Below are 20,771 nucleotides of genomic sequence, written 5' to 3'. Positions count from 1 at the left end.
GGTGAATAGTCTCAGCTTGCCGGGCTTGTTTTCTGGTCACAGCCGCCCCATACCGTTTATAATCGCAAACTTTGGTTCACTCTCACTCTGGAAATATCATGCTGGGTAAGCTGGTTAAATTGGTAGTTGGCAGCCGCAACGACAGGCTGGTCAAGAAGAAACGCAAGCTAGTCAAGAAAGTCAATGCTCTGGCCGCCGAATACGAAAAATTATCCGATGCGGCGTTACAAGCCAAGACGCAGGAATTTCGCGACCGCCTGGCCCAAGGCGAAAACTTAGACAATTTACTCCCAGAAGCCTTTGCCGCCGTGCGGGAAGCCTCGACCCGTGTATTTGGCATGCGGCATTTCGACGTGCAGTTGATTGGCGGCATGGTCTTGCACAGCGGCAAGATAGCCGAGATGAAAACCGGTGAGGGTAAAACCCTGATGGCGACCTTGGCCGCCTATTTGAATGCCTTGCCCGGTAAAGGCGTGCATGTGGTGACCGTCAATGATTACTTGGCCCGCCGCGACGCGGAATGGATGGGCAAACTATACGGTTTCCTGGGCTTGACCACCGGTGTCATCGTCAGCGATTTGACCCATGAGCAACGCCAGGTTGCCTATGCGGCGGATATTACTTACGGCACCAACAACGAATTTGGTTTCGATTATCTGCGTGACAACATGGCTTTCAGTCTGGAACAAAAAGTCCAGCGTGATCTGAATTTTGCCATCGTCGACGAGGTGGATTCGATTCTGATCGACGAAGCCAGAACGCCGTTGATCATCTCCGGTCAGGCGGAAGGCAGTACCGATATTTACCTGAAGACCAATCAAATCATTCCCTACCTGACCAAACAGGAAAAAGCCGACGATCCGGAGAAACAGGATCAAATGCCGGGTGATTATGCGGTCGACGAAAAATCTCGGCAGATTCATTTAACCGAAGCCGGTTACGAACATGTGGAACGCTTGTTGGCGGAGCACGGCTTGATAGCCGACGGCTCCACATTATACGAAGCCGCCAACATCCGCTTGATGCACTATTTGAACGCATCGCTGCGAGCTCACGTACTGTTCCAAAAAGACGTGGATTATGTAGTGAAGGATGGTCAGGTCATCATCGTCGACGAATTCACCGGCCGGATGATGAGCGGTCGGCGCTGGTCCGAAGGTTTGCATCAAGCGATGGAAGCCAAGGAAAACGTGACTATTCAAAACGAAAACCAAACCCTGGCTTCGATTACCTTCCAGAATTATTTCCGTCTTTACAACAAATTATCCGGTATGACCGGTACTGCGGATACCGAAGCGTTTGAGTTGAACAAAATCTACGGCCTGGAAGTGGTGGTTATTCCTACCCACAGACCGATGATTCGTAAAGATAAGGGCGATTTGGTTTATCTGTCCGCGCGGGAAAAATACAACGCCGTCATCGAAGATATTAAGGATTGCGTGCAGCGCGGCCAGCCGGTCTTGGTCGGTACGACGTCGATCGAAAACTCTGAATTGATTTCCCGGATGCTGCAACAGCAAAACATCCGCCATGAAGTCTTGAATGCCAAGCAGCACGAGCGCGAAGCCCACATCATCGAAAATGCCGGTATGCCGGGCGCTGTGACGATTGCTACGAATATGGCCGGTCGCGGTACCGACATCGTGTTGGGTGGCAATCTGAATGCCGAACTGGCTGCCTTGGGACCGGATGCCAGCGAAGCCGATAAAGAGCGGGTGCGTGCTACTTGGCAGGAAAGACATGAAAAAGTCTTGGCAAGCGGCGGTCTGCATGTGATCGGTTCGGAACGCCACGAGTCGCGGCGGATCGACAACCAGTTGCGCGGCCGTTCCGGTCGGCAGGGCGATCCGGGTTCGACCCGTTTTTATCTGTCGCTGGAAGACGATTTGATGCGGATTTTCGCGTCCGAGCGCGTCGCCAGCTTGATGCAAAAACTGGGTATGGAAGAAGGTGAAGCGATTGAGCATCCTTGGGTGACTCGTTCCATCGAAAGCGCGCAACGCAAAGTCGAGAATCGTAATTTCGATATTCGCAAAGAAATTCTGGCGTACGACGATGTCGCCAACGATCAACGTAAGGTTATTTACGCGCAGCGCAATGAGTTGATGGCTGCCGAAGACATCAACGACATTATCAACGCGATTCGTGCTGACGTGTTGAACGACGTCATCACCGAATACATTCCGCCGAAAACCATGGAAGAGCAATGGGATGTGCGTGGATTGGAAACCCATTTGCAGCAAGAATTTAATCTGCAGATGCCGCTAGTGGAAATGTTGGAGCACGACCGTACCCTGAATGAAGCGAAATTGCGCCGGCTGATTATCGAAAAAGCCGAGCAAGAAAGCCGCGCCCGTGAAGAGGCCGTAGGTGTGCAAGTGCTAAGGCATTTCGAGAAATCCGTGATGTTGCAAGTGCTGGATAATAGCTGGAAAGAACATCTGGCGGCGATGGACCAATTGCGCCAAGGTATTCATTTCAGAGGCTATGCGCAAAAAGATCCCAAGCAGGAATACAAGCGGGAGTCGTTCCAAATGTTTACCGGCCTGTTGACGCATATCAAGCAGGAAGTGGTGGGTATACTCGCCAAGGTGCAAGTGGCGCGTGAAGAAGACGTGCAGGCGATCGACGAACAACGCCAAGCACCGCTGGAAATGCACTACGAACACGCGGAAGCCCACTCCATTTTTGAAGAAGAGCCCGCGGTACCAGCAGCTCAGCCAGACTCAGACCCGGAGAGCGCGGAGCAGCCTTTTGTCAGGCTCGGCAACAAAGTGGGCCGTAACGACCCATGCCCCTGCGGTTCCGGTAAAAAGTACAAGCAATGCCACGGCAAATTGAACTAATGTTTAACCGCGGCGCCCCAAACCGGGCGTCGCGGCTGCCCGACAATTTGATTTAGAGGGCCTTTGGCATCGCTTTCAGCCTTGCAAAATCAGCGGCCCACGGCTTTTAATTTTCACTGTCCTCAAGGGTAAGTACTATGCCGCATAGAGTCTTTAATAAGAGTAATCCCGCCGCCGATATTACCAAGCTCCCCAAGTTGGGCATGGAAAAAAAGCATTTCATCGCCGACTTCAAACACTACTACAGTCATCGGCTCGGGCGCGATGAAAATTGCCGTTCTCCGCATTACGCCTACGAAGCCTTGTCTTTGGCGATCAGCGACCGTTTGGTCGAACGCTGGAAGAAAACCTACAACGTCTATCGCGACTCCGATTGTAAAAAAGCCTTCTATCTGTCGATGGAGTTTTTGATGGGGCGTTCTTTGAGCAACGCCATGTTGAATCTCGGGGTTGACGATATTGTCACGCAAGCCTTGTATGATTTGGGTTTGGAAGCCGAGGAACTTATCGAGAGCGAGCCGGACGCAGGCTTAGGTAATGGCGGCTTGGGACGCTTGGCGGCGTGTTTCATCGATAGTTGTGCCACCTTGCAACTACCGGTCACGGGCTACGGTTTGCGTTATGAATACGGCATGTTTTCGCAACAAATCGTCAATGGCGAGCAGGTCGAGAAACCCGATCATTGGTTGCGGATGGGCAACGTCTGGGAAATCGAACGTCCGGAATACATGCACCGCATCAAATTCGGCGGCCACACCCAAACCCACATCGATGAAAAAGGCAACAAGCGCACCAGTTGGCTGGATACCCATGATGTGATCGCCATGCCTTACGACACGCCGGTGCCTGGCTATAAAAACGGTACGGTCAATACTCTGCGCTTGTGGAAAGCCATCGCCACGGAAGAATTCAATTTGCAGGAATTCAATGCCGGTGATTACGCCGAAGCCGTGGCCGAGAAAAACACCGCTGAAAACATTACGATGGTGTTGTATCCCAACGATGCCAACGAAAACGGCAAAGCCTTGCGCCTGCAACAGCAATATCTGTTGGCCTCCGCCAGTTTGCAGGACGTCATCGCCAACTGGGTGGGGCGTCACGGTAATAATTTCAGTAAATTTGCCGAGAAAAACTGCTTTCAGCTCAACGACACTCATCCCAGCATCGCGGTGGCCGAGCTGATGCGCTTGTTGATGGATATTCACGGTTTACCTTGGAAAGAAGCCTGGAACATCACGCGGCAAACGATGGCCTACACCAATCATACCTTGTTGCCCGAGGCCTTGGAAAAATGGTCGGTCAATCTGATGCAGCATTTGCTGCCGCGCTTGATGGAAATTATTTTTGAAATTAACGCACACTTCATGGCTGAAGTGTCGGCGCGTTGGCCTGGCGACAATCCACGCATGGCGCGGATGTCCATCATCGAAGAGGGTTATCAAAAACAGGTGCGGATGGCATTTTTGGCTATCGTCGGTAGTTTTTCTGTCAACGGTGTCGCCGAGCTGCATTCCAAGCTGTTGCAGGAAGGCTTGTTTAAAGATTTTTATGAGCTCTGGCCGCAAAAATTTAATAACAAAACTAACGGTGTGACCCCCAGACGCTGGCTGGCCGGCTGTAATCCGGAATTGGCCGAGTTTATCACCGCAACGATTGGTGACGGCTGGATTACCGACCTGTCTCAGCTGTCCAAATTAGCGCCTTATGCCGAGGACGCGGCGTTCAGGCAAAAATGGTACGACTTGAATCGGGCCAGCAAACAGCGTTTGGTCGATTACAAAAAAGAAGAACATGACATTGAAATCAATGTCGATGCTTTGTTTGATGTGCAGGTTAAGCGTATCCACGAATACAAGCGGCAGATTTTGAATGTGCTGCATGTGATTCATCTTTATGATCGGATTAAACGTGGCGATACGCAAAACTGGGTGGATCGTTGCGTCTTGATCGGCGGCAAGGCGGCCCCTGGCTATGTCATGGCGAAAAAAATCATCAAGCTGATTAACAATGTCGGCAGTGTCATTAATGAAGACCCGGAAGTAGGCAACAAGCTGAGATTGGTGTTTATGCCCAATTACTGCGTATCGGCGATGGAAAAAATCTGTCCGGGCGCGGATTTGTCGGAACAAATTTCGACTGCCGGCAAGGAAGCGTCCGGTACCGGTAACATGAAGTTCATGATGAATGGCGCGCTGACCATCGGTACCTTGGATGGTGCCAACATCGAAATTCGTGAAGAGGTCGGTGCCGACAATTTCTTCCTGTTCGGCTTGACCGAAACCGAAGTGGAGGCGATGCGGCCGCATTACGATCCGCAATGGTTCATCAATCAGGACAGCGATTTACAAGGCGTGATGCGCTTGCTGGAATGCGGGCATTTCAATCAGTTTGAGCCGGGGATTTTCGACGACATCATTGCCTCGATTAAAAGTCCGCACGATCCTTGGATGACTATCGCCGATTTTCGCAGTTATCTGGAAGCACAGAAGCGGGTCGAGCAAACTTGGCGTGATCAAGAGCGCTGGACCAAAATGAGTATTCTCAATACCGCGGCCAGCGGTAAATTTTCCACGGACCGGACGATTAGCGAATACAACCGCGAGATTTGGAAATTGTCCCCGGTGGACGTGGAAAAATACTGAAACAATGCTGGATATTGTCTTGTTCGAGCCGGAAATTCCGGCCAATACCGGCAATATCATCCGTTTATGCGCGAATACCGGTGCGCATCTGCATTTAATCCAGCCTTTGGGGTTTGATTTGGACGACAAACGTCTGCGTCGCGCCGGGCTGGATTATCATGAATGGGTGAACATCCGCCAGTACGGTTCCTTGCATGATTACGTCGAAAAAGCCAAGCCCCAACGTTTATTTGCATTAACCACCAAAGGCCACACCGGTTACAGTGAGGTACGATACAAAGCCGGAGATGCCTTGTTATTCGGTCCGGAAACCCGTGGCTTACCGGCCGCATTTCTTGGTCAACATCCGGCAGCTCTGCAACTGTATTTGCCGATGCGCAAGGAGAGCCGCAGTCTTAATCTCTCCAATACCGTGGCAATAGTGCTCTACGAAGCCTGGAAGCAATTGAATTTTGTGGATGCGGCGCGTTGACTTAGTGATAGATCAGCGCCCGCAGCAACGCTTAAATTTCTTGCCGCTGCCGCACGGACAAGGCGCGTTTTTGCCGGTATCCGTGCTTACCGCAACTTTGCCCGCGGCTTTGATGACGCCGTCCAGATAAAGCCAACGGGAATTGGATTTAACGAAGCGACTGATTTCGTGCATGAAATAGTCTTCGCCGTCTTGTCGGTAAAAAGCCTTAAACTCGACAATGCCCTTGCTGTCTTGGCCGCTGCCTTTTTTAGTGCTGACTATCGCCAGTTTTTGCCAGTGTGCGGTTTCCTTGGAAAAGTCGATGTCGGCCGGCCGTTTGCTGGTATCCCAAGTATTCAATAAATAGTCCACATCGCGCCGGGCATAGGCACTAAAACGCGAGCGCATCAAGGCTTCCGCAGTCGGCGCGTAGTGTTCGCCGCTGTGATAGCGGCCGCAGCAGTCGGCATAATCCAGGCCGGAGCCGCATAAACAAGTTTCTAGTGGGTCGGTGATTGTCGTCATAACGGCGGATTTTACCGAAATAGACAAGCCAAAAGCCAATCTTAGCCGCTCTCGGCGGAACGTATCCGCGCACTGACAGAGCTGTTAGATGATGGGGGCCGGGCTTGTTATGATAAATCTCTAAGCTTTGGGGTTTTACGATCAGCGTATTTTCAGGAGGCCGGATTGAAAGTCGCACTAAACACACAAATTTTTCTGGGTGCCGTATTCGGCGTAGCGTTGGGCATGGGATTCGCCAAATTGGGACAGGACGCCGCGCTTAGCAAACAAGGTATCTACGTTTGCGGTCTATTGAGTACTTTATTCATGGATTTGTTGAAAATGGTCTTGGTGCCTTTGGTGTTTACCTCCATTGCGGTTGGGGTGGCAAATTTGCGCATGCACGGCCAATTGCATCGAGTCTGGCTGTCTACCTTGGTTTTTTTTGTGGTCTCTATGGCTCTGGCTATCCTGCTGGGCGTGGCGGCGGCAAATATATTCGAGCCGGGAAAAGGTTTGAATCTGGACTTGTTCAATAACGCTGTTCCCAACTTCGCCGCCAAGCAAATGAGCTTTGCGCAATTTGTAGCCAGCTTCCTGCATGGCTTATTCGTTAACCCGTTCGCGGCACTAGCGCAGGCCAATATCCTGGCAATCGTGATGTTTGCACTGTTGTTGGGTATTGCTTTGGTAGTGGGAGGGGATCGTTATCGCAATATCTTGCTGCTGTTGAAGGAAGGCTTGGAGTTGATGCTGCGCTTGGTCGGCTGGATTATGCGGCTGGCGCCGCTGGGCATCATGGCTTTGCTGGCGCAGTTGCTGGCGACGCAAAATCTGGCCTTGTTAAGCAGTTTGGCGGAATTTGTCGCGGTGGTCATTGGCACCACCATGCTGCATGGCTTGGTCGTGTTGCCTTTGTTGTTAGGTATAGTTGCCAAGGTTTCGCCGCTGAAGTTTTTTCTGGGCGCCAGGGAAGCCTTAATCACCGCATTTGCCACCAGTTCCAGCTCGGCGACATTGCCGGTCACCTTGCGTTGCGTTGAACAGCATTTGCACGTCAAACCCGGTATTGCCGGTTTCGTGGTGCCGCTGGGTGCCACGGTCAATATGGACGGCACCGCGCTCTACGAAGCTGCCGCTGCGTTATTTGTCGCTAATTTAGCCGGCATAGAGCTGGATTTGGCGCAACAATTGATCGTGTGTTTTACCACGATGATCGCCGCCATGGGCGCGCCGGGCATCCCCAGTGCCGGCATGGTGACCATGATGATGGTGTTGCAATCGGTTGGTCTCCCGACCGAAGCCATTGCGATACTGTTACCCATAGACCGCATACTGGATACGGTGCGGACCATGGTCAACGTCGAGGGCGATATGGTGGGTTGCTTAGTGGTACAGCGCTTGACGGATCGCTAGTTTTTTCTGCGGTTTATGAATGGATTACCCGATTGCGGCCGCTTTGCTTGGCTTTATACAAGGCGTTATCTGCGCGGACGATAAAGCTTTCCGGATTATCGCCGGATTGCAATCTGGCAACGCCTATCGACAAGGTGATTTTGCCCAGCGACTGGTTGTCGTTTTTGCGTTGCAAGCGGCTGGCTGCCATCGCGGTGCGAATATTTTCGGAGATTTCTACCGCCTTTTCGTGGCTGGTATTGGGCATGATAATCGCTAGTTCCTCACCGCCGTAACGCGCAACGTGATGATGTTCCTCGGCGTGTTTCTTCATTAAATTTGCTACATATTTAATGACATTGTCGCCGATAGTGTGGCCGTAAGTGTCATTAATGCGTTTGAAATGGTCTATGTCCAGCATCGACAGGCACGCGGTATCGGGTGCGGATTGTTCGATGATTTCGGCCAGGGTCATGTCGAACGCGCGCCGATTCAACAAGCCGGTTAAACCGTCGGTGGTGGCGATTTGTCTGGCTTGAGCCAGCTCGGTGCGCAATTGCTCCATTTCTTGGTTGGCTTCGGTCAGCTTGGTTTGCATGGCCTGACTGGTCATCGCCAGCGCTTTGGTTTCCTGAATGATTTCTTCCAAGATGGTTTTCAAGCCGTCTGAAGCGGAGAAAGTTTCCAAGATGACTGATTTTTTCTGAAAGCTGTCGTTGGTCTCTTCGGCCTTGTTGTAAGTTTCGTTGATCGCGCTAGTGGCTTGCTCGATGACTTTGTGCAGTTGCCGGTTGATTTGCTCGAAAGATTCCAAAGACGCATTACAAATGTGTGATTTGTAAAGCTCGACGCTGTTGTCGTAATCGAAGGCCTTGTTTTCGGCGAGCAACGAGTCGACTGCTTTGTTTAAGCTTGGGTTGCCGCCGGCCACATAGTCGTACCAAATAGCGTAGTTGATGGGATTGGCAGCAACGTTATGACGCATCAATAATGGCAGGATTTGTTTTAGATGGCCGGCGTTAACGCTCGGCGAGAAATCGTAAATCGGTATGTAAGTGGTGCCTTTACTCATCAGATTTTTGTCGATAAACGTATAACGGTTTAAGTACTGCTCGCGCCGGGATTGTTAACCCTGTCACTGCTTTCGATTGTTCCGTATCGATGCGCCGGGTTTAGCGCTTAGTAGAACGTGTCTTAAGGTAACTTGGATAATTGTGCTTGAAACACTATGAGCCTCCAGGCTTTCATTTTACGTAGTCATAAGCCTACATAAAGGTAACTTAAAACCGGGATTTTTCAATAGATCCGGAAAATAAGCTGACGCACACGGTGTTTGCAGTTTGCGTGTAGGGGCGGGTTTTGAGAGGGTGAGTTTTTCAGTGTAATTTTTTCTAGAAATGGTTTGCGTGTACCGGCTGTTTTTCTAATGGCTGTCCGGAGAATGCAAACTCTTGGCAACCGCACGTGTGGCACGAGTATTTGCATCGCAAAGTTAACAAAACATTTTGCAGCAGCTCCAGTTTTGGATAGAATGCGCGTCCTTTAGTCGGGTGCTTAGCTCAGCTGGGAGAGCATCGCCCTTACAAGGCGAGGGTCGGGGGTTCGAACCCCTCAGCACCCACCAGACTATCGGAGGTTAAACATAGAATCTCCCACGATTCTTATTCGGTAATCTCAAGCGTCCCAATCAACATTCCTAAGGCAAGCGCTACGCCAATTCGTCGCAACGGATTCCTATTTTCGGCAAAATGGCAAGCTGGGTTTTGCCTTGCCATTGTTAGCTTTGCGGTTTAGCGAACTCTCCATTACTTCCAGCCCTTTGACTGGCCCAGGCCGAGCGCAACCCAGAACTGTCTGTCTTATTGACGCCATTTTCAATCCCCACGATAAACACCAAATGCAGTGGTGGTCCGCTGTTGTTAGGCGCGTCCGCATTCCGGGAATAATTGGTTGATACGGCAACCTCGACTCCTCCCGCGCCTGAGTAAACCATCCGCTCAATTCGAAATCTTATGGCTAGGCCATCTAATTAGGAAATTGAAATTAAATGCCGCCGCTAACTCCTTGAGTTAAAAAACAAAGCACGCAAGTGCGGCTATTTAGTAAAAATTTCCCGCTGACAACACAATATGTTGTGCTAGAATTTCAACATAGACACTATATGCAGTATATCGCCGGACTGTATTGTTTTCGGTTTTAATCCAATAAACATCAACATCTTAGCCGTGCCGGAGCGGCAAGATAGGCCTATAACCATTCAATTAGAAAAGGGAATCCACGAATGACCGCAAAACTTCATGTTGTGACACAAGACGCCACCGAAATCCCGCTGCAAAGTGCTTCCCTGGATATTTGGGACAGCAAATACCGCTTAAAAACCAAGGATGGCAAAGCAATTGATGAAACCATTGATGACACCTACAAGCGTGTCGCCAAAGCCCTGTCTAGTGTGGAGAAAACCAAGGCGCTGCAAGAAAAACACTACAAAGAATTTCTGTGGGCCTTGCGGAAAGGCGTGATCCCGGCCGGTCGCATCACCTCCAACGCCGGCGCTTTGGATCATAAACCGGCCACCTCCACCATCAACTGCACCGTGTCCGGCATTATCGAAGATTCGATGGACGATATTCTGCACAAGGTTCACGAAGCCGGTTTGACCCTGAAAGCCGGTTGCGGTATTGGTTACGAATTTTCGACATTACGGCCGCGAGACGCTTATGTATCCGGCGCCGGCGCCTATACCTCCGGCCCGTTATCGTTCATGGATATTTACGACAAGATGTGTTTCACCGTATCCTCGGCCGGCGGCCGCCGTGGCGCGCAAATGGCCACCTTCGACGTCGCCCACCCGGATGTGGTGGATTTCATCCGCGCGAAGCGTGAAGACGGCCGCTTGCGCCAGTTCAACCTGTCGCTGCTGATTACCAGCGAATTCGTCGAAGCTGTGAAAAGCAACGGCCAATGGCCGCTGTCTTTTCCGGTTACCGAACGCGAAGCCAATGCCGATAAACTGGATTTAACCGATACCGACAAAATCGTCTGGCGCGATCTGCCCAATAAAAAAGGCTATGTGGTCAACGACGCCGGCTTGGTGGCTTGCCGCATTACCAAAGTCATGCCGGCCCGCCGCTTGTGGGACATCATCATGTCCTCCACTTACGATTACGCCGAACCGGGATTTATCTTGATCGACAAAGTCAACGAGATGAACAACAACTGGTTTTGTGAGCACATCCGCGCCACCAACCCTTGCGGCGAACAACCTTTACCGCCTTACGGCAGTTGCTTGCTGGGCTCGATCAACCTGACCCGCTTCATCGATAAACCATTCTCCAAAGAAGCCCGCTTTGATTGGGAAGCTTATCGTAAAACTATTCGTATCTTTACCCGCATGTTGGATAACGTCGTCGAGATCAACGGCCTGCCTTTGGAAAAACAGCGCGAAGAAATCATTGGCAAACGCCGCCACGGCATGGGCTATTTAGGCTTGGGTTCCACCATCACCATGTTGGGCATGAAATACGGCAATGAAGAGTCTCTGGCATTTACCGAACAAGTCACCAAAGAGTTGGCTTTGGAAGGCTGGAAAGCCGGCCTGGAACTGGCGAAAGAAAAGGGCCCGGCACCTATCATGGACCAGCTGTTCACCGTCACCGGCGAAATGCTGCACAAACGCCCGGAAATGACGGCGGACGGTTACAAACTGGGCGACCAAGTGCCCGGTAAAGTTTTGCACGCCAAATACAGCCGCTACATGCAAAAAGTCGCGCAGGAACTGCCGGAATTGGTCGCGGAACTGGCGGAAGTGGGCTGCCGCTTTACCCACCACAGCTCGATCGCGCCGACCGGCACCATCTCGCTGTCGCTGGCCAATAACGCCAGCAACGGTATTGAGCCCAGTTTTGCCCATCATTATTCGCGCAACGTAATCCGCGAAGGCAAAAAGTCCAAGGAAAAAATCGACGTGTTTTCCTTTGAATTGCTGGCCTACCGCGAACTGATCAACCCGCAAGCCATGCCATACAGCCAGGACCCGACTCAACAATTGCCGGATTATTTCATCGCTGCCGATGACATCAGCCCCAAACAGCATGTGGACATTCAAGCTGCTGCGCAACGCTGGATAGACTCGTCCATCTCGAAAACCGCCAACGTGCCGACCGATTATCCGTACGAAGACTTCAAGTCCATCTACGAATACGCCTACGATCAAGGCCTGAAAGGCTGCACTACCTTCCGCTTCAACCCGGAAGTGTTTCAGGGCGTGTTGGTCAAGGAATCCGACCTGGAAAACACCACCTACCAGTTCACACTGGAAGACGGCCATGTGGTGGAATTTAAAGGCAACGAAGAAGTGGAATACGATGGCGAAACCCACACCGCTGCCAACTTGTTTGATGCTTTGAAAGAAGGCTATTACGGCAAGTTTTGATTTTTAAAAAATGTAGGTTGGGTTAGGCGTTAGCGTAACCCAACATTTGGCCATTATGAGTGTTGGGTTACGGCTAGCGCCTTTTACACCCTTTGGGTGAACCCAACCTACACAGAATATGAGATACCCCCATGACCCTACACAAAATCAACAAAAAAATCGTCGGCTACAAAGTGCTGACCAAAGAAAACCTGGAAGCAGCTGCCCAGGCGGAAGCCGAAGTGGCAAAACCGTCGCTGGAGGAAATGCACGAAAATCTGGCGCGCCCGGAGATGCTGCTCGGCTCCACTTATAAGATTAAAACCCCGCAGTCCGAGCATGCCCTGTACATCACCATCAACGACATCATCTTGAACGAAGGTACGGTGCATCAGGAACGCAGACCTTACGAAATCTTCATCAACTCCAAAAACATGGAGCATTTTCAATGGGTGCTGGCGCTGACCCGCTTGATTTCGGCGGTGTTTCGTAAAGGCGGCGACGCCACCTTTTTGGTGGAAGAAATGAAGGCCGTATTCGACCCGCAGGGCGGCTATTTCAAAAAAGGCGGGGTCTTCATGCCGTCCCTGGTCGCCGAGATCGGCCACGCCATTGAATCGCACATGAAACACATCGGCATGATCAAGCCGGAAAAACTCAGCGATCATCACCAGCAATTGGTCGACGAAAAGCGCCGGGAGTTTGAAGCCCAGCATGGTACGACCGAGGGGCAGGCGTTCCCGGAAAAAGCGGTGTTATGCGTGAAATGTTCGACTAAGGCGATGGTGTTGATGGATGGGTGTATGACTTGTTTGAATTGTGGGGAGTCGAAGTGTGGTTAATTTGGTGCGGTTCGCTATAATCCGACGATGATTGAGATAGCGACGACCGAGTATTTTCGTAGCGATGTGTTGCAAAAAAGGCCTTACATCAGACTCGAATGGTGCCAATCTGCATTGTCCGAACCGTTTCGCCGCGAAATTCAAGAAGACGGTAGAATTCGTCACTGGTTTTTCGTATCCGAATTAAATAAGTATTTGCGTGTTGTTACCTTGTCCGATGGCATAACCATCCACAACGCCTTTCCCGACCGGAGATTTAAACCATGAAATTGAGCTACGACGAAGCGACAGATTCTCTTTACATTCATTTAGCCGACAGGCCTTCGGTCGATTCGGATGAAGTCAGTGATGGTGTGGTATTGGATTTCGACGAAAACGGTGCATTGGTGGGGATCGATGTTCAACATGCAAGTCAAAAAGCGGATATTCAAAATTTAGCGGTTTTGCATTTGCCGTTGAGGGAGTTGCAGGCGGCTTAGAGATATTGACTGGTTCGGTTCAGTTTCGCCTTGAAGCATAATGTGAAGATGCAGAACTGAAGTAATCCTTTATGGAAGAATCCAAACGAGTCAAGAAATTACGACGAGAAGTTATCGCGGCGCTGCCAACGTTTCCCAACAATCGTGAAACTAAAGACTTGCTTGATGGAATGTTTTTAGGGAACTTGCTTATTCATTATCTCAATTGGGTAATCAGATACGTTGCAATTAAGCCGCGCAAGGTTTTAATAGAGCCGGCGGTCATGAGTGATCGGAGATGGTGCGACCTCAAACATCAAGTTTATGCGCTGCTTGAAAAAGTCAGAGATGGCGATAATTTAAATCCACATCTTTCTACATTGCCACAAACTCGTGGATATATGCCATCAACGTCAGAAACGGAGCATGGTGTCGATCGATGGGTGGATAAAGATTTTCTGTTGAACACTATGGGGTTTCATCATTTTCATCTTGGTATGAAATCAGAGCGAAACGGATATGTTGAGCGAACTAACGAATTGGTATTTGCAAATGTATCCCGGGAAATGTTCACATTAATGGGCATATTCGATCATTCAGTTTTTGAATTTACTGATAAATCCATGAGCGATGAGCGAAAACGGCTCTGGGCAATGTTCGACTCCTACATTACTCGTGGAGCTCCGTCCGGTACTGTTGTTCTCGCTACGCAAATCGCAATGTCAGGCCACCCAGTTCATGTAGTCGAAACAGCAGATCAATATTCCAGGATTATTTATCAGATCGATTCAAAGCTGGATAGCATGGAATATGTACGTGATTTGTACGCGAGTAATAACTTAACAACGCCGAAAAAATTGAAATTTGAATGGATGCTTAATTTTTCGGATCTTTTGCTTCTGGAAAAACATAATAATCATTTTTTTGTAATGCATCGTGGATTCAATTAATTAGTCTCGTAAAGGCGGGCACGGTTTTTGTGCTCAGGCGGGATTACCAATTTGGACCAACAATGATTCGCTAGCGTAAAACTTGATTTAACGCCGGTTTGCAGACCGGCAACCGCGATGCTTTCGCTACGAAAACCATCCCTGGTTTTCGCCCTTCGGGCCAGCCTATGGGCTGTTCAAATTTGCTTCAGGCGAATTTGTGCGTGACCAAAAGAAAGTATCCAAAGAAAAGGCGACCCGAATGCTGCTTGTTTCCTGCGCTCCTCGCTCTTGTGCCCTGTGGGTATTTGCCGAGGGTTTTCGGAAGGGGCTTCCTGCCCCTCCGAAAACGAGCGGCATCCCTGCCGCTCCCCCGCGGGCCATTCTCGGCAAAACCTCCGGTGCTCGGCGCGGCATACGGGAGTAAACCAACCCCTTGAAGAATTCCTCGTTCCGATGCGCTGCGTGGGAACGACGGGCTTGCCCGCGCTGCGGGCCTAATCGTGCCTATGTGCTATCTCCGCTAAAATCTCCGATGTTCGGCGTGGCATGCGGTAACTCGTCGCCTTTTAGGATGTGCAGAACAACGTGAAGCGCATCGGTTGTATTAAATAATGTATATCCGGATGTCCCGTGTGTATCTAATAGTCCCGTGGACGCACTCTCAATGGCTTGGGAGAGGTATAAAAACTTCCCGGGCGTATGTAAAAATATCCCGAATGTGTGCTCGCCGGCTTTGGGGGCACGGACAAATGTGTTGGAGGTGCGGTCAAGGTCGCTGAATGCGCCTTCGAGATACGCGAGGGTATGTTCGAAAGCTGGGTGGGTGCCTACGTGACATTTTTATGTGCCTTCGGCTTCATGGGGATTGCCTTCGCGTCCTTTGGAAACGCGATAAGGTGTGCGTTCCCAGACGCTCCGCGTCGTCTTGCAAAGACCGCGTTGGTTATTCATTTTTAAACACGCATTTTTCTGGAATTAATCGACAGCATGGCAAAACCTAAAAAAATCAAAGCGAAGGGCGGGGCTAAGGAAGCGGGCAAGGGATTGGTGATGGATTCGTTTTGCGGCTGGGATGGCGACGTGCTGGTGCTGAATGTGCTCGGTACGCCATCCGCCAAGCAGGATGCAATCGGCAAACCCAAGGGTCAGCAACTGAAGATTAGCGTCACCGCCGCGCCGATGGACGGCAAGGCCACCGATCATATGGTGCGCTTCCTGGCCAAAGAGTTTGGGGTGGCAACAGGCGATATCGAGGTGGTGTTCGGGCGCTATAACATCAATAAACAATTGCGCATCAAGGCGCCCAAGCAATTGCCGGCGGTGATTGGCAAATCAGCTGGGTAGGTATCCCCGGACGTTCTGCGCCGTCTGGGCTGGTAACCAAGCTCCCGCTTGGTTACTCGGTCTTGGAAGCTCTAGCTTCCCGATTAAATCAACGAAAGCTGGAGCTTTCGAGATGGTGTTCCCAAACTGGAGTTTGGGAACCAGGGCAATACTCGGCGTCGCATACGGAAACTTGTCTCCTTTTAGGATGTGCTGAACAACGTTGAGCGCATCGGTAGTTGTAAACAATGCATCTCCGGATGTTCCGGGCGTATCTAATAATCCCGCGAATGCACTCCCAATGGCTTGGGAGATGTATAAAAACTTCCCGGACGCATATAAAAATATCCGGAAGGTGTGGCCGCAAGCCGTGAGGGCATGGATAAATGTGTTGGAGGTGCGGTCAAGGTTGCTGGATGTGCCTTCGAGAGTCGCGAGGGTATGTTCGAAAGCTGGGTGGGTGCATCCCTGACATTTTTATATCCATCCGACTTCATGGGGAGTGCCTTCGCATCCTTTGGAAATGCATTCAGGGGGGCAATGTGTCAATGTTGGCATGCAATCCAGGGCCTTAGGATGTGCTTCACAAAGTGAAGCGCATCGGTCGCTTGATCGACGCATGCTTTATTAAAATGTTTTTTTGTATCGAGCCAACGCAATACGGATTTTAAAAACTGAGGTAAATGTGCAATTACTGTCTTTGATTCTATCGCTATTGATCTTAAGCGCGTGTTCGACTCACCAACTGAAAACAATATCTTCGGAAAACGTTTCGAGTTACGGCAAGGACATTAAGCTTGATGTAAGCGGCGAGAACTTGGAGATTGTCGATAAACTCAGGCGTTATATTCAGGCTTCTTTATTAACGGCGGGATTTAATATTGTCACCGACGAGAATGCTACGCAGCTGGATGTGGCGATTTCGGCATTTGATCCGGGCAATGCCGCATTACGATTGACGGTAGGTTTCGGCGCGGGCAGGGGATCGTTGGTCTACAATGCAAAATACATAAAAAGCGGCAAGCTGTTAGTCGACTACGACGGCGCCGAGCGTTTTACCGGATTGGAATTTGCGCCCGGCACCCAATACGAGGCTTTCCGAAATTTAGGCGGCGAGGAAACATCGACGCTGATTTTGCTGGAAGAAGCGTCAAAGCATATTGTTGAACAGGCGACGATAAACGGGAAATAAACATTTCCGCTTGCTTAGTAGATTGGGTTTTGTGCCCAGTCGGGAGTCATTTGCAGAAAATGTTGTTTATCTGAGTCTTTAAAATAAAAAAGGCCTTGAAAAATCAAGGCCTTTAAAGTGTATGGCGGAGAGCTAGTCCGCCTAACAAAAGTCCGATATTGTTTTTTATCGTCCTAAATTCTTGTTAAAAAACGATAAGTTACAAATTTATTGTCCAGCTTGGTTTGATAAAATATACTCCAATCCGATGCCGAAAGTAGGGTAGGAAGTAGGGTAGGATTTATGAGTCGGATTTTGAATAAGCTGAACGCACGCAAGGTTGTGACAATCAAAACTCCCGGTTATCACAGTGATGGTGGTGGTCTTTACCTACAGGTTAGTCCGACACTTTCAAAAAGCTGGATTTTCAAATTTGTCAGGAATAAAAAGGCTACCGAGATTGGTCTGGGTAGTTTTGGCGATATTTCGCTGGAAGCAGCCAGGGAGCAAGCATCTGAGTACCGAAAGCTGCTCAAGCAAGGTCTGAATCCTCTGGTCGAAAAACGGAAAATTGAACGCGAGCTTCATTTGTCCGTCGCCAAGTCAATGACATTTGCAGAATGTGCCTCCGCTTACATTGAAATTAATCGCCATGGCTGGAAAAATCCTAAGCATGCTCAGCAATGGTCCAATACCCTAGAACAGTACGCATATCCAACCATTGGCAAACTCCCGGTCGCGGAAGTCGATACGGCACTGGTTGTTAAATGTCTTGAAGGAATCTGGACGTCCAAAAATGAAACGGCCAGCAGATTGCGAGGTCGCATCGAAACGGTGCTGGATTGGGCGACTGTAAGCAAATATCGAGAAGGTGAAAATCCAGCTCGATGGCGTGGTCATCTTGACAAGATATTACCTAAACCATCCAAAGTTCAAAATGTCGAACATCACGCCGCATTGCCTTACACGGATATATCGGAATTTATTGTAAAACTAAGAAATCAACAAGGCATAGCCGCGCGATGTCTGGAATTTACGATCCTTACCGCTGCCCGAACCAATGAATCCATTGGCGCAACTTGGGATGAAATAGATGTTATCAGTCAGACGTGGACCATTCCCGTCGAACGGATGAAAGCCAACAAACCTCATCGAGTGCCCTTGTCGCCTCGGGCAATGGCTATCGTTCAGGAGATGAGTCTACTCAAAACGAATGAATTTGTGTTTCCTGGGTTAAAAAGAGGTTTGTCGAATATGGCCATGCTGCAACTATTAAAACGCATGGGCCTACCGGAACTGACGGTTCACGGATTTCGATCTAGTTTTAGGGATTGGGCTGCTGAAACAACCCATTATCCCAATGAAGTAGTTGAAATGGCATTAGCCCACACGATTAAAAATCAGGCAGAGGCCGCGTATCGCCGAGGCGATTTGATGGAAAAGCGATCTCAGCTCATGGCCGACTGGACTATGTATTGCGAGCAGGGTAATCAGGCTTTAAGGTAGTGTTCCGGTTAAGTTCAAATAGTAGCGCGTATGTTTGCGTTCTCCCGTTCTAAACAATACGCCCTTGGCGACCAGATCCTGCAGATCACGCGTGGCCGTTGCTGAAGGTGCCCCCGTGATGCTGCGATATTTGTCTGCACTGAGTCCGCCGGTGAAGCCATCCGGACCTTCCCGAAACATTCTCGCCAACGCTTTTTCCTGTCGCGGATTCAGATGCCCACGCACGTGGTCGTAGAGTTTGGTTTTTTGAATTAAGAAATCGATCCATTGATGGGTGTATTCCTGAGCGGCCATTACCAATTCGGCGAAATAAACCAGCCAATCAGTCACGTCGATTTGCTTGTTAGCCATTTCCAAAGCGGTGTAGTACGCATTACGGTGGCGTTCGATGGTAAATGCCAGGGCGATTAATGTCGGTTGCCCCAGACATTGGGCCAATGCCTTTTCGGCAATGGCGCGACCGATGCGACCGTTACCGTCTTCGAACGGATGGATGCTGACAAAATAAAGATGCGCGATCCCCGCGCGCTGTAAGGTCGGCAAGGGCGTGTTTCCATCAGGTGCCGTGCTATTAAACCAATCAATGAACTGATCCATTTCCGGCGTCATTTGGCAGGATGGCGGCGCCTCGAAATGGATCTTGGGCGCATAAATGGGACCTGAGACAATTCGCATCGGGTCGTCGTGTGTTCGATACCGTCCGACATCCTGTAGGTCGCTACGACCGGCCGTAATCCAAGTGTGCCAGCGATACAACTGCTCATGACTTAGTGGGGTAGAAAAATGCTGGTACAAATCGACCATAACCTCCGCGATGCCTTGCTCGGCTGGCGGGACTTTTCGATGATCGGTGGTTAAACCGAATTGACGGCAAATCGAAGATTGCAGGCTGTCCCGGTTGAGATATTCGCCTTCAATGGCTGACGTTTTCAAGGCTTCATTGCTGATTAGCTCGATGGTCAAATGCCGCTTGTCGTCTTCAGACAAATGCTTGATCGCGCCGAATGACACACCGGCGCCGAGCAACAAGCGCTTTTCAAAATCGTCCAGCTGCGTCGCGTTGTAGGTGAAGCGCGGCCAACCCGCCAGTTGCCAATTCCAGATCATGATTAATACAAAATGATTTTATCGATCATAAATATATCATTTATTGAGCGATAAAGGACCTGTTTAAACATCACGCAGCCTGCATTGCGACTCTGGGAACACCCGAGCACTGTAACTGTTGAAAATGAGATTACTGGTATTACCGGTGTTACCACCTTGTCTGGTGTAGGCTGCAAAGGATATGTCGACGGATTACCTAGTGTTACCGGTATTACTCGCAGACGATGTCTATAAATAAAATAAGCCTCCAGATCATCGAGGTCTCTCTCTTATCGAAATCGATTTTGGCGTCACCCCAGTTTTTAATACCCCGATTTTCAATGGCGGTTGGTGCGAAAGTCATTCATGTCGTTAAATCTGAATTGTCCAATAAAATCCAACGCCGTCCAGCCTGTATTCATCACTTAAGCAATTGAAATAAAATGAAAAAACCATTTGACAGTCGCTTAATTTCAACCCCAAAATAGCCCCGCACGTAGAACTTTTCGGGACGAAATTTTCATAGACTGCACTTCGGCAGTATAAAAAGCGAAGAAGTACCAGCTATATAGCCCCTAGTGGGGTGGCAGAGGAACGCCGCTGGATGTACTGTGTCCGTTGGGCCTTAGGGCAATGCGTCCACGCTTAAATATATTTTTTTGGTGCAGATGGAGTTTTGAAAACGCTCTATCTGGGTCGGCAGGGAAAATGCGCCTTGATGAAATGCGCGGTCGCTGTCGATAGTGAAGCTTGTTTATATTCATCAACGATCGTCTGCTGATCGCTGATTATTCCAAAGCTCCTTGATGGCGCAAACCAATAGACCGCGCGAGTAGAGTTTCGAAAGGCGGTGTTGCCATTGCGCGTTTGCAGGCGCGCAGAAATTTTGTCTGGAACCCCGGTTCCGCAAAATGGATACTGAAAGGTCGTTTGACCGGTTCAGTGGTGGCAAACTTATAGCTATGGTTTTATATCAATCGTCCCCATCTGGATCGGCGACAGGCGACTGCCTGCCCACCAGAGCAAGGCGATTGAACGTCTTTTAGAATCCCGTCGTCCCGTTTTCAGATCGGTCTGTGCCACCGGCAGTCGCGTTTGCCGGCTTAACAACCGATATCGTCACGCGGATTAGATCTGGATTCCCTTCAATGACATACCTGGACGTTCTAAGAATGTCTTCCGGTACATACCTAAGCCCACT

Annotated in this window: 14 protein-coding genes and 1 tRNA gene; 12 read left to right on the top strand and 3 right to left on the bottom strand. The window is 50.0% G+C overall.

What is annotated here, in order from left to right:
• Positions 1-98: 98 nt before the first annotated feature.
• From secA to trmL, 3 genes are all read left to right on the top strand, one after another.
• On the top strand, positions 99-2,846 hold the full coding sequence (gene secA / locus DDY07_RS10000; RefSeq protein WP_171695784.1) for a preprotein translocase subunit SecA: 2,748 nt from the start codon (positions 99-101) through the stop codon (positions 2,844-2,846).
• A gap of 137 nt (positions 2,847-2,983) precedes the next feature.
• Positions 2,984-5,488 carry a glycogen/starch/alpha-glucan phosphorylase gene (locus DDY07_RS09995; protein ID WP_171695783.1) on the top strand — a complete coding sequence of 835 codons (2,505 nt, stop codon included), beginning with the start codon at positions 2,984-2,986 and terminating at the stop codon, positions 5,486-5,488.
• Between the two features lie 4 nt (positions 5,489-5,492).
• Positions 5,493-5,960 (top strand): tRNA (uridine(34)/cytosine(34)/5-carboxymethylaminomethyluridine(34)-2'-O)-methyltransferase TrmL, encoded by a 468-nt coding sequence (gene trmL / locus DDY07_RS09990; RefSeq protein WP_171695782.1) that lies wholly within the window; start codon positions 5,493-5,495, stop codon positions 5,958-5,960.
• Between the two features lie 12 nt (positions 5,961-5,972).
• On the opposite strand, the gene DDY07_RS09985 is transcribed toward trmL, so the two are convergent.
• Positions 5,973-6,467 carry a YchJ family protein gene (locus DDY07_RS09985; RefSeq protein ID WP_171695781.1) on the bottom strand — a complete coding sequence of 165 codons (495 nt, stop codon included), beginning with the start codon at positions 6,465-6,467 and terminating at the stop codon, positions 5,973-5,975.
• Between the two features lie 165 nt (positions 6,468-6,632).
• Here DDY07_RS09985 and DDY07_RS09980 point away from each other — a divergent pair, with 165 nt between their 5' ends.
• The gene (locus tag DDY07_RS09980; protein WP_171695780.1) at positions 6,633-7,862 is read left to right on the top strand and encodes a dicarboxylate/amino acid:cation symporter; all 1,230 of its coding nucleotides are present in this window, start codon (positions 6,633-6,635) and stop codon (positions 7,860-7,862) included.
• Between the two features lie 13 nt (positions 7,863-7,875).
• Here the strand turns inward: DDY07_RS09980 and DDY07_RS09975 are convergent, their stop codons facing one another.
• Positions 7,876-8,913, bottom strand: coding sequence for a GGDEF domain-containing protein (locus tag DDY07_RS09975; RefSeq protein WP_033155185.1), 1,038 nt, complete (start codon positions 8,911-8,913; stop codon positions 7,876-7,878).
• Positions 8,914-9,389: 476 nt separating this feature from the next.
• Between DDY07_RS09975 and DDY07_RS09970 the strand changes: the two genes are divergently transcribed.
• From DDY07_RS09970 to DDY07_RS09935, 8 genes are all read left to right on the top strand, one after another.
• Positions 9,390-9,465 (top strand) — tRNA-Val (locus tag DDY07_RS09970).
• 657 nt (positions 9,466-10,122) lie between these two features.
• The gene (locus DDY07_RS09965) at positions 10,123-12,273 is read left to right on the top strand and encodes an adenosylcobalamin-dependent ribonucleoside-diphosphate reductase (protein ID WP_171695779.1); all 2,151 of its coding nucleotides are present in this window, start codon (positions 10,123-10,125) and stop codon (positions 12,271-12,273) included.
• A 131-nt stretch (positions 12,274-12,404) separates the two neighbouring features.
• Positions 12,405-13,094: an NrdJb gene (locus DDY07_RS09960; protein ID WP_171695778.1), complete on the top strand. Its 690-nt coding sequence runs from the start codon at positions 12,405-12,407 to the stop codon at positions 13,092-13,094.
• Between the two features lie 263 nt (positions 13,095-13,357).
• A complete protein-coding gene (locus DDY07_RS09955; RefSeq protein WP_033155182.1) occupies positions 13,358-13,573 on the top strand; it encodes a DUF2283 domain-containing protein in 216 nt (71 codons plus the stop codon).
• A 71-nt stretch (positions 13,574-13,644) separates the two neighbouring features.
• Positions 13,645-14,502 carry a hypothetical protein gene (locus tag DDY07_RS09950; protein WP_171695777.1) on the top strand — a complete coding sequence of 286 codons (858 nt, stop codon included), beginning with the start codon at positions 13,645-13,647 and terminating at the stop codon, positions 14,500-14,502.
• Between the two features lie 969 nt (positions 14,503-15,471).
• Positions 15,472-15,828, top strand: a complete 357-nt coding sequence (locus tag DDY07_RS09945) for a DUF167 family protein (RefSeq protein WP_171695776.1) — start codon at positions 15,472-15,474, stop codon at positions 15,826-15,828.
• 664 nt (positions 15,829-16,492) lie between these two features.
• Complete coding sequence (locus DDY07_RS09940; RefSeq protein ID WP_171695775.1) at positions 16,493-16,999, top strand: DUF4410 domain-containing protein; 507 nt, start codon at positions 16,493-16,495, stop codon at positions 16,997-16,999.
• Positions 17,000-17,281: 282 nt separating this feature from the next.
• Positions 17,282-18,484, top strand: coding sequence for an integrase arm-type DNA-binding domain-containing protein (locus DDY07_RS09935; RefSeq protein ID WP_171695774.1), 1,203 nt, complete (start codon positions 17,282-17,284; stop codon positions 18,482-18,484).
• Here the strand turns inward: DDY07_RS09935 and DDY07_RS09930 are convergent.
• Positions 18,476-19,591, bottom strand: a complete 1,116-nt coding sequence (locus DDY07_RS09930) for a Fic family protein (protein ID WP_171695773.1) — start codon at positions 19,589-19,591, stop codon at positions 18,476-18,478. The genes DDY07_RS09935 and DDY07_RS09930 overlap by 9 nt on opposite strands.
• Positions 19,592-20,771 lie beyond the last annotated feature (1,180 nt).

Origin of the sequence: Methylomonas sp. ZR1, assembly GCF_013141865.1 — a bacterium.
GTDB lineage: Bacteria > Pseudomonadota > Gammaproteobacteria > Methylococcales > Methylomonadaceae > Methylomonas.
This window is presented reverse-complemented; position numbering and strand designations above follow the sequence as displayed.

Excerpts from the sequence above, each read along its gene's own strand:
- secA (WP_171695784.1), top strand. The coding sequence starts at position 99 with ATGCTGGGTAAGCTGGTTAAATTGGTAGTTGGCAGCCGCAACGACAGG.
- DDY07_RS09995 (WP_171695783.1), top strand. The coding sequence starts at position 2,984 with ATGCCGCATAGAGTCTTTAATAAGAGTAATCCCGCCGCCGATATTACC.
- trmL (WP_171695782.1), top strand. The coding sequence starts at position 5,493 with ATGCTGGATATTGTCTTGTTCGAGCCGGAAATTCCGGCCAATACCGGC.
- DDY07_RS09985 (WP_171695781.1), bottom strand. The coding sequence starts at position 6,467 with ATGACGACAATCACCGACCCACTAGAAACTTGTTTATGCGGCTCCGGC.
- DDY07_RS09975 (WP_033155185.1), bottom strand. The coding sequence starts at position 8,913 with ATGAGTAAAGGCACCACTTACATACCGATTTACGATTTCTCGCCGAGC.
- DDY07_RS09965 (WP_171695779.1), top strand. The coding sequence starts at position 10,123 with ATGACCGCAAAACTTCATGTTGTGACACAAGACGCCACCGAAATCCCG.
- DDY07_RS09960 (WP_171695778.1), top strand. The coding sequence starts at position 12,405 with ATGACCCTACACAAAATCAACAAAAAAATCGTCGGCTACAAAGTGCTG.
- DDY07_RS09955 (WP_033155182.1), top strand. The coding sequence starts at position 13,358 with ATGAAATTGAGCTACGACGAAGCGACAGATTCTCTTTACATTCATTTA.
- DDY07_RS09950 (WP_171695777.1), top strand. The coding sequence starts at position 13,645 with ATGGAAGAATCCAAACGAGTCAAGAAATTACGACGAGAAGTTATCGCG.
- DDY07_RS09945 (WP_171695776.1), top strand. The coding sequence starts at position 15,472 with ATGGCAAAACCTAAAAAAATCAAAGCGAAGGGCGGGGCTAAGGAAGCG.
- DDY07_RS09935 (WP_171695774.1), top strand. The coding sequence starts at position 17,282 with ATGAGTCGGATTTTGAATAAGCTGAACGCACGCAAGGTTGTGACAATC.
- DDY07_RS09930 (WP_171695773.1), bottom strand. The coding sequence starts at position 19,591 with ATGATCTGGAATTGGCAACTGGCGGGTTGGCCGCGCTTCACCTACAAC.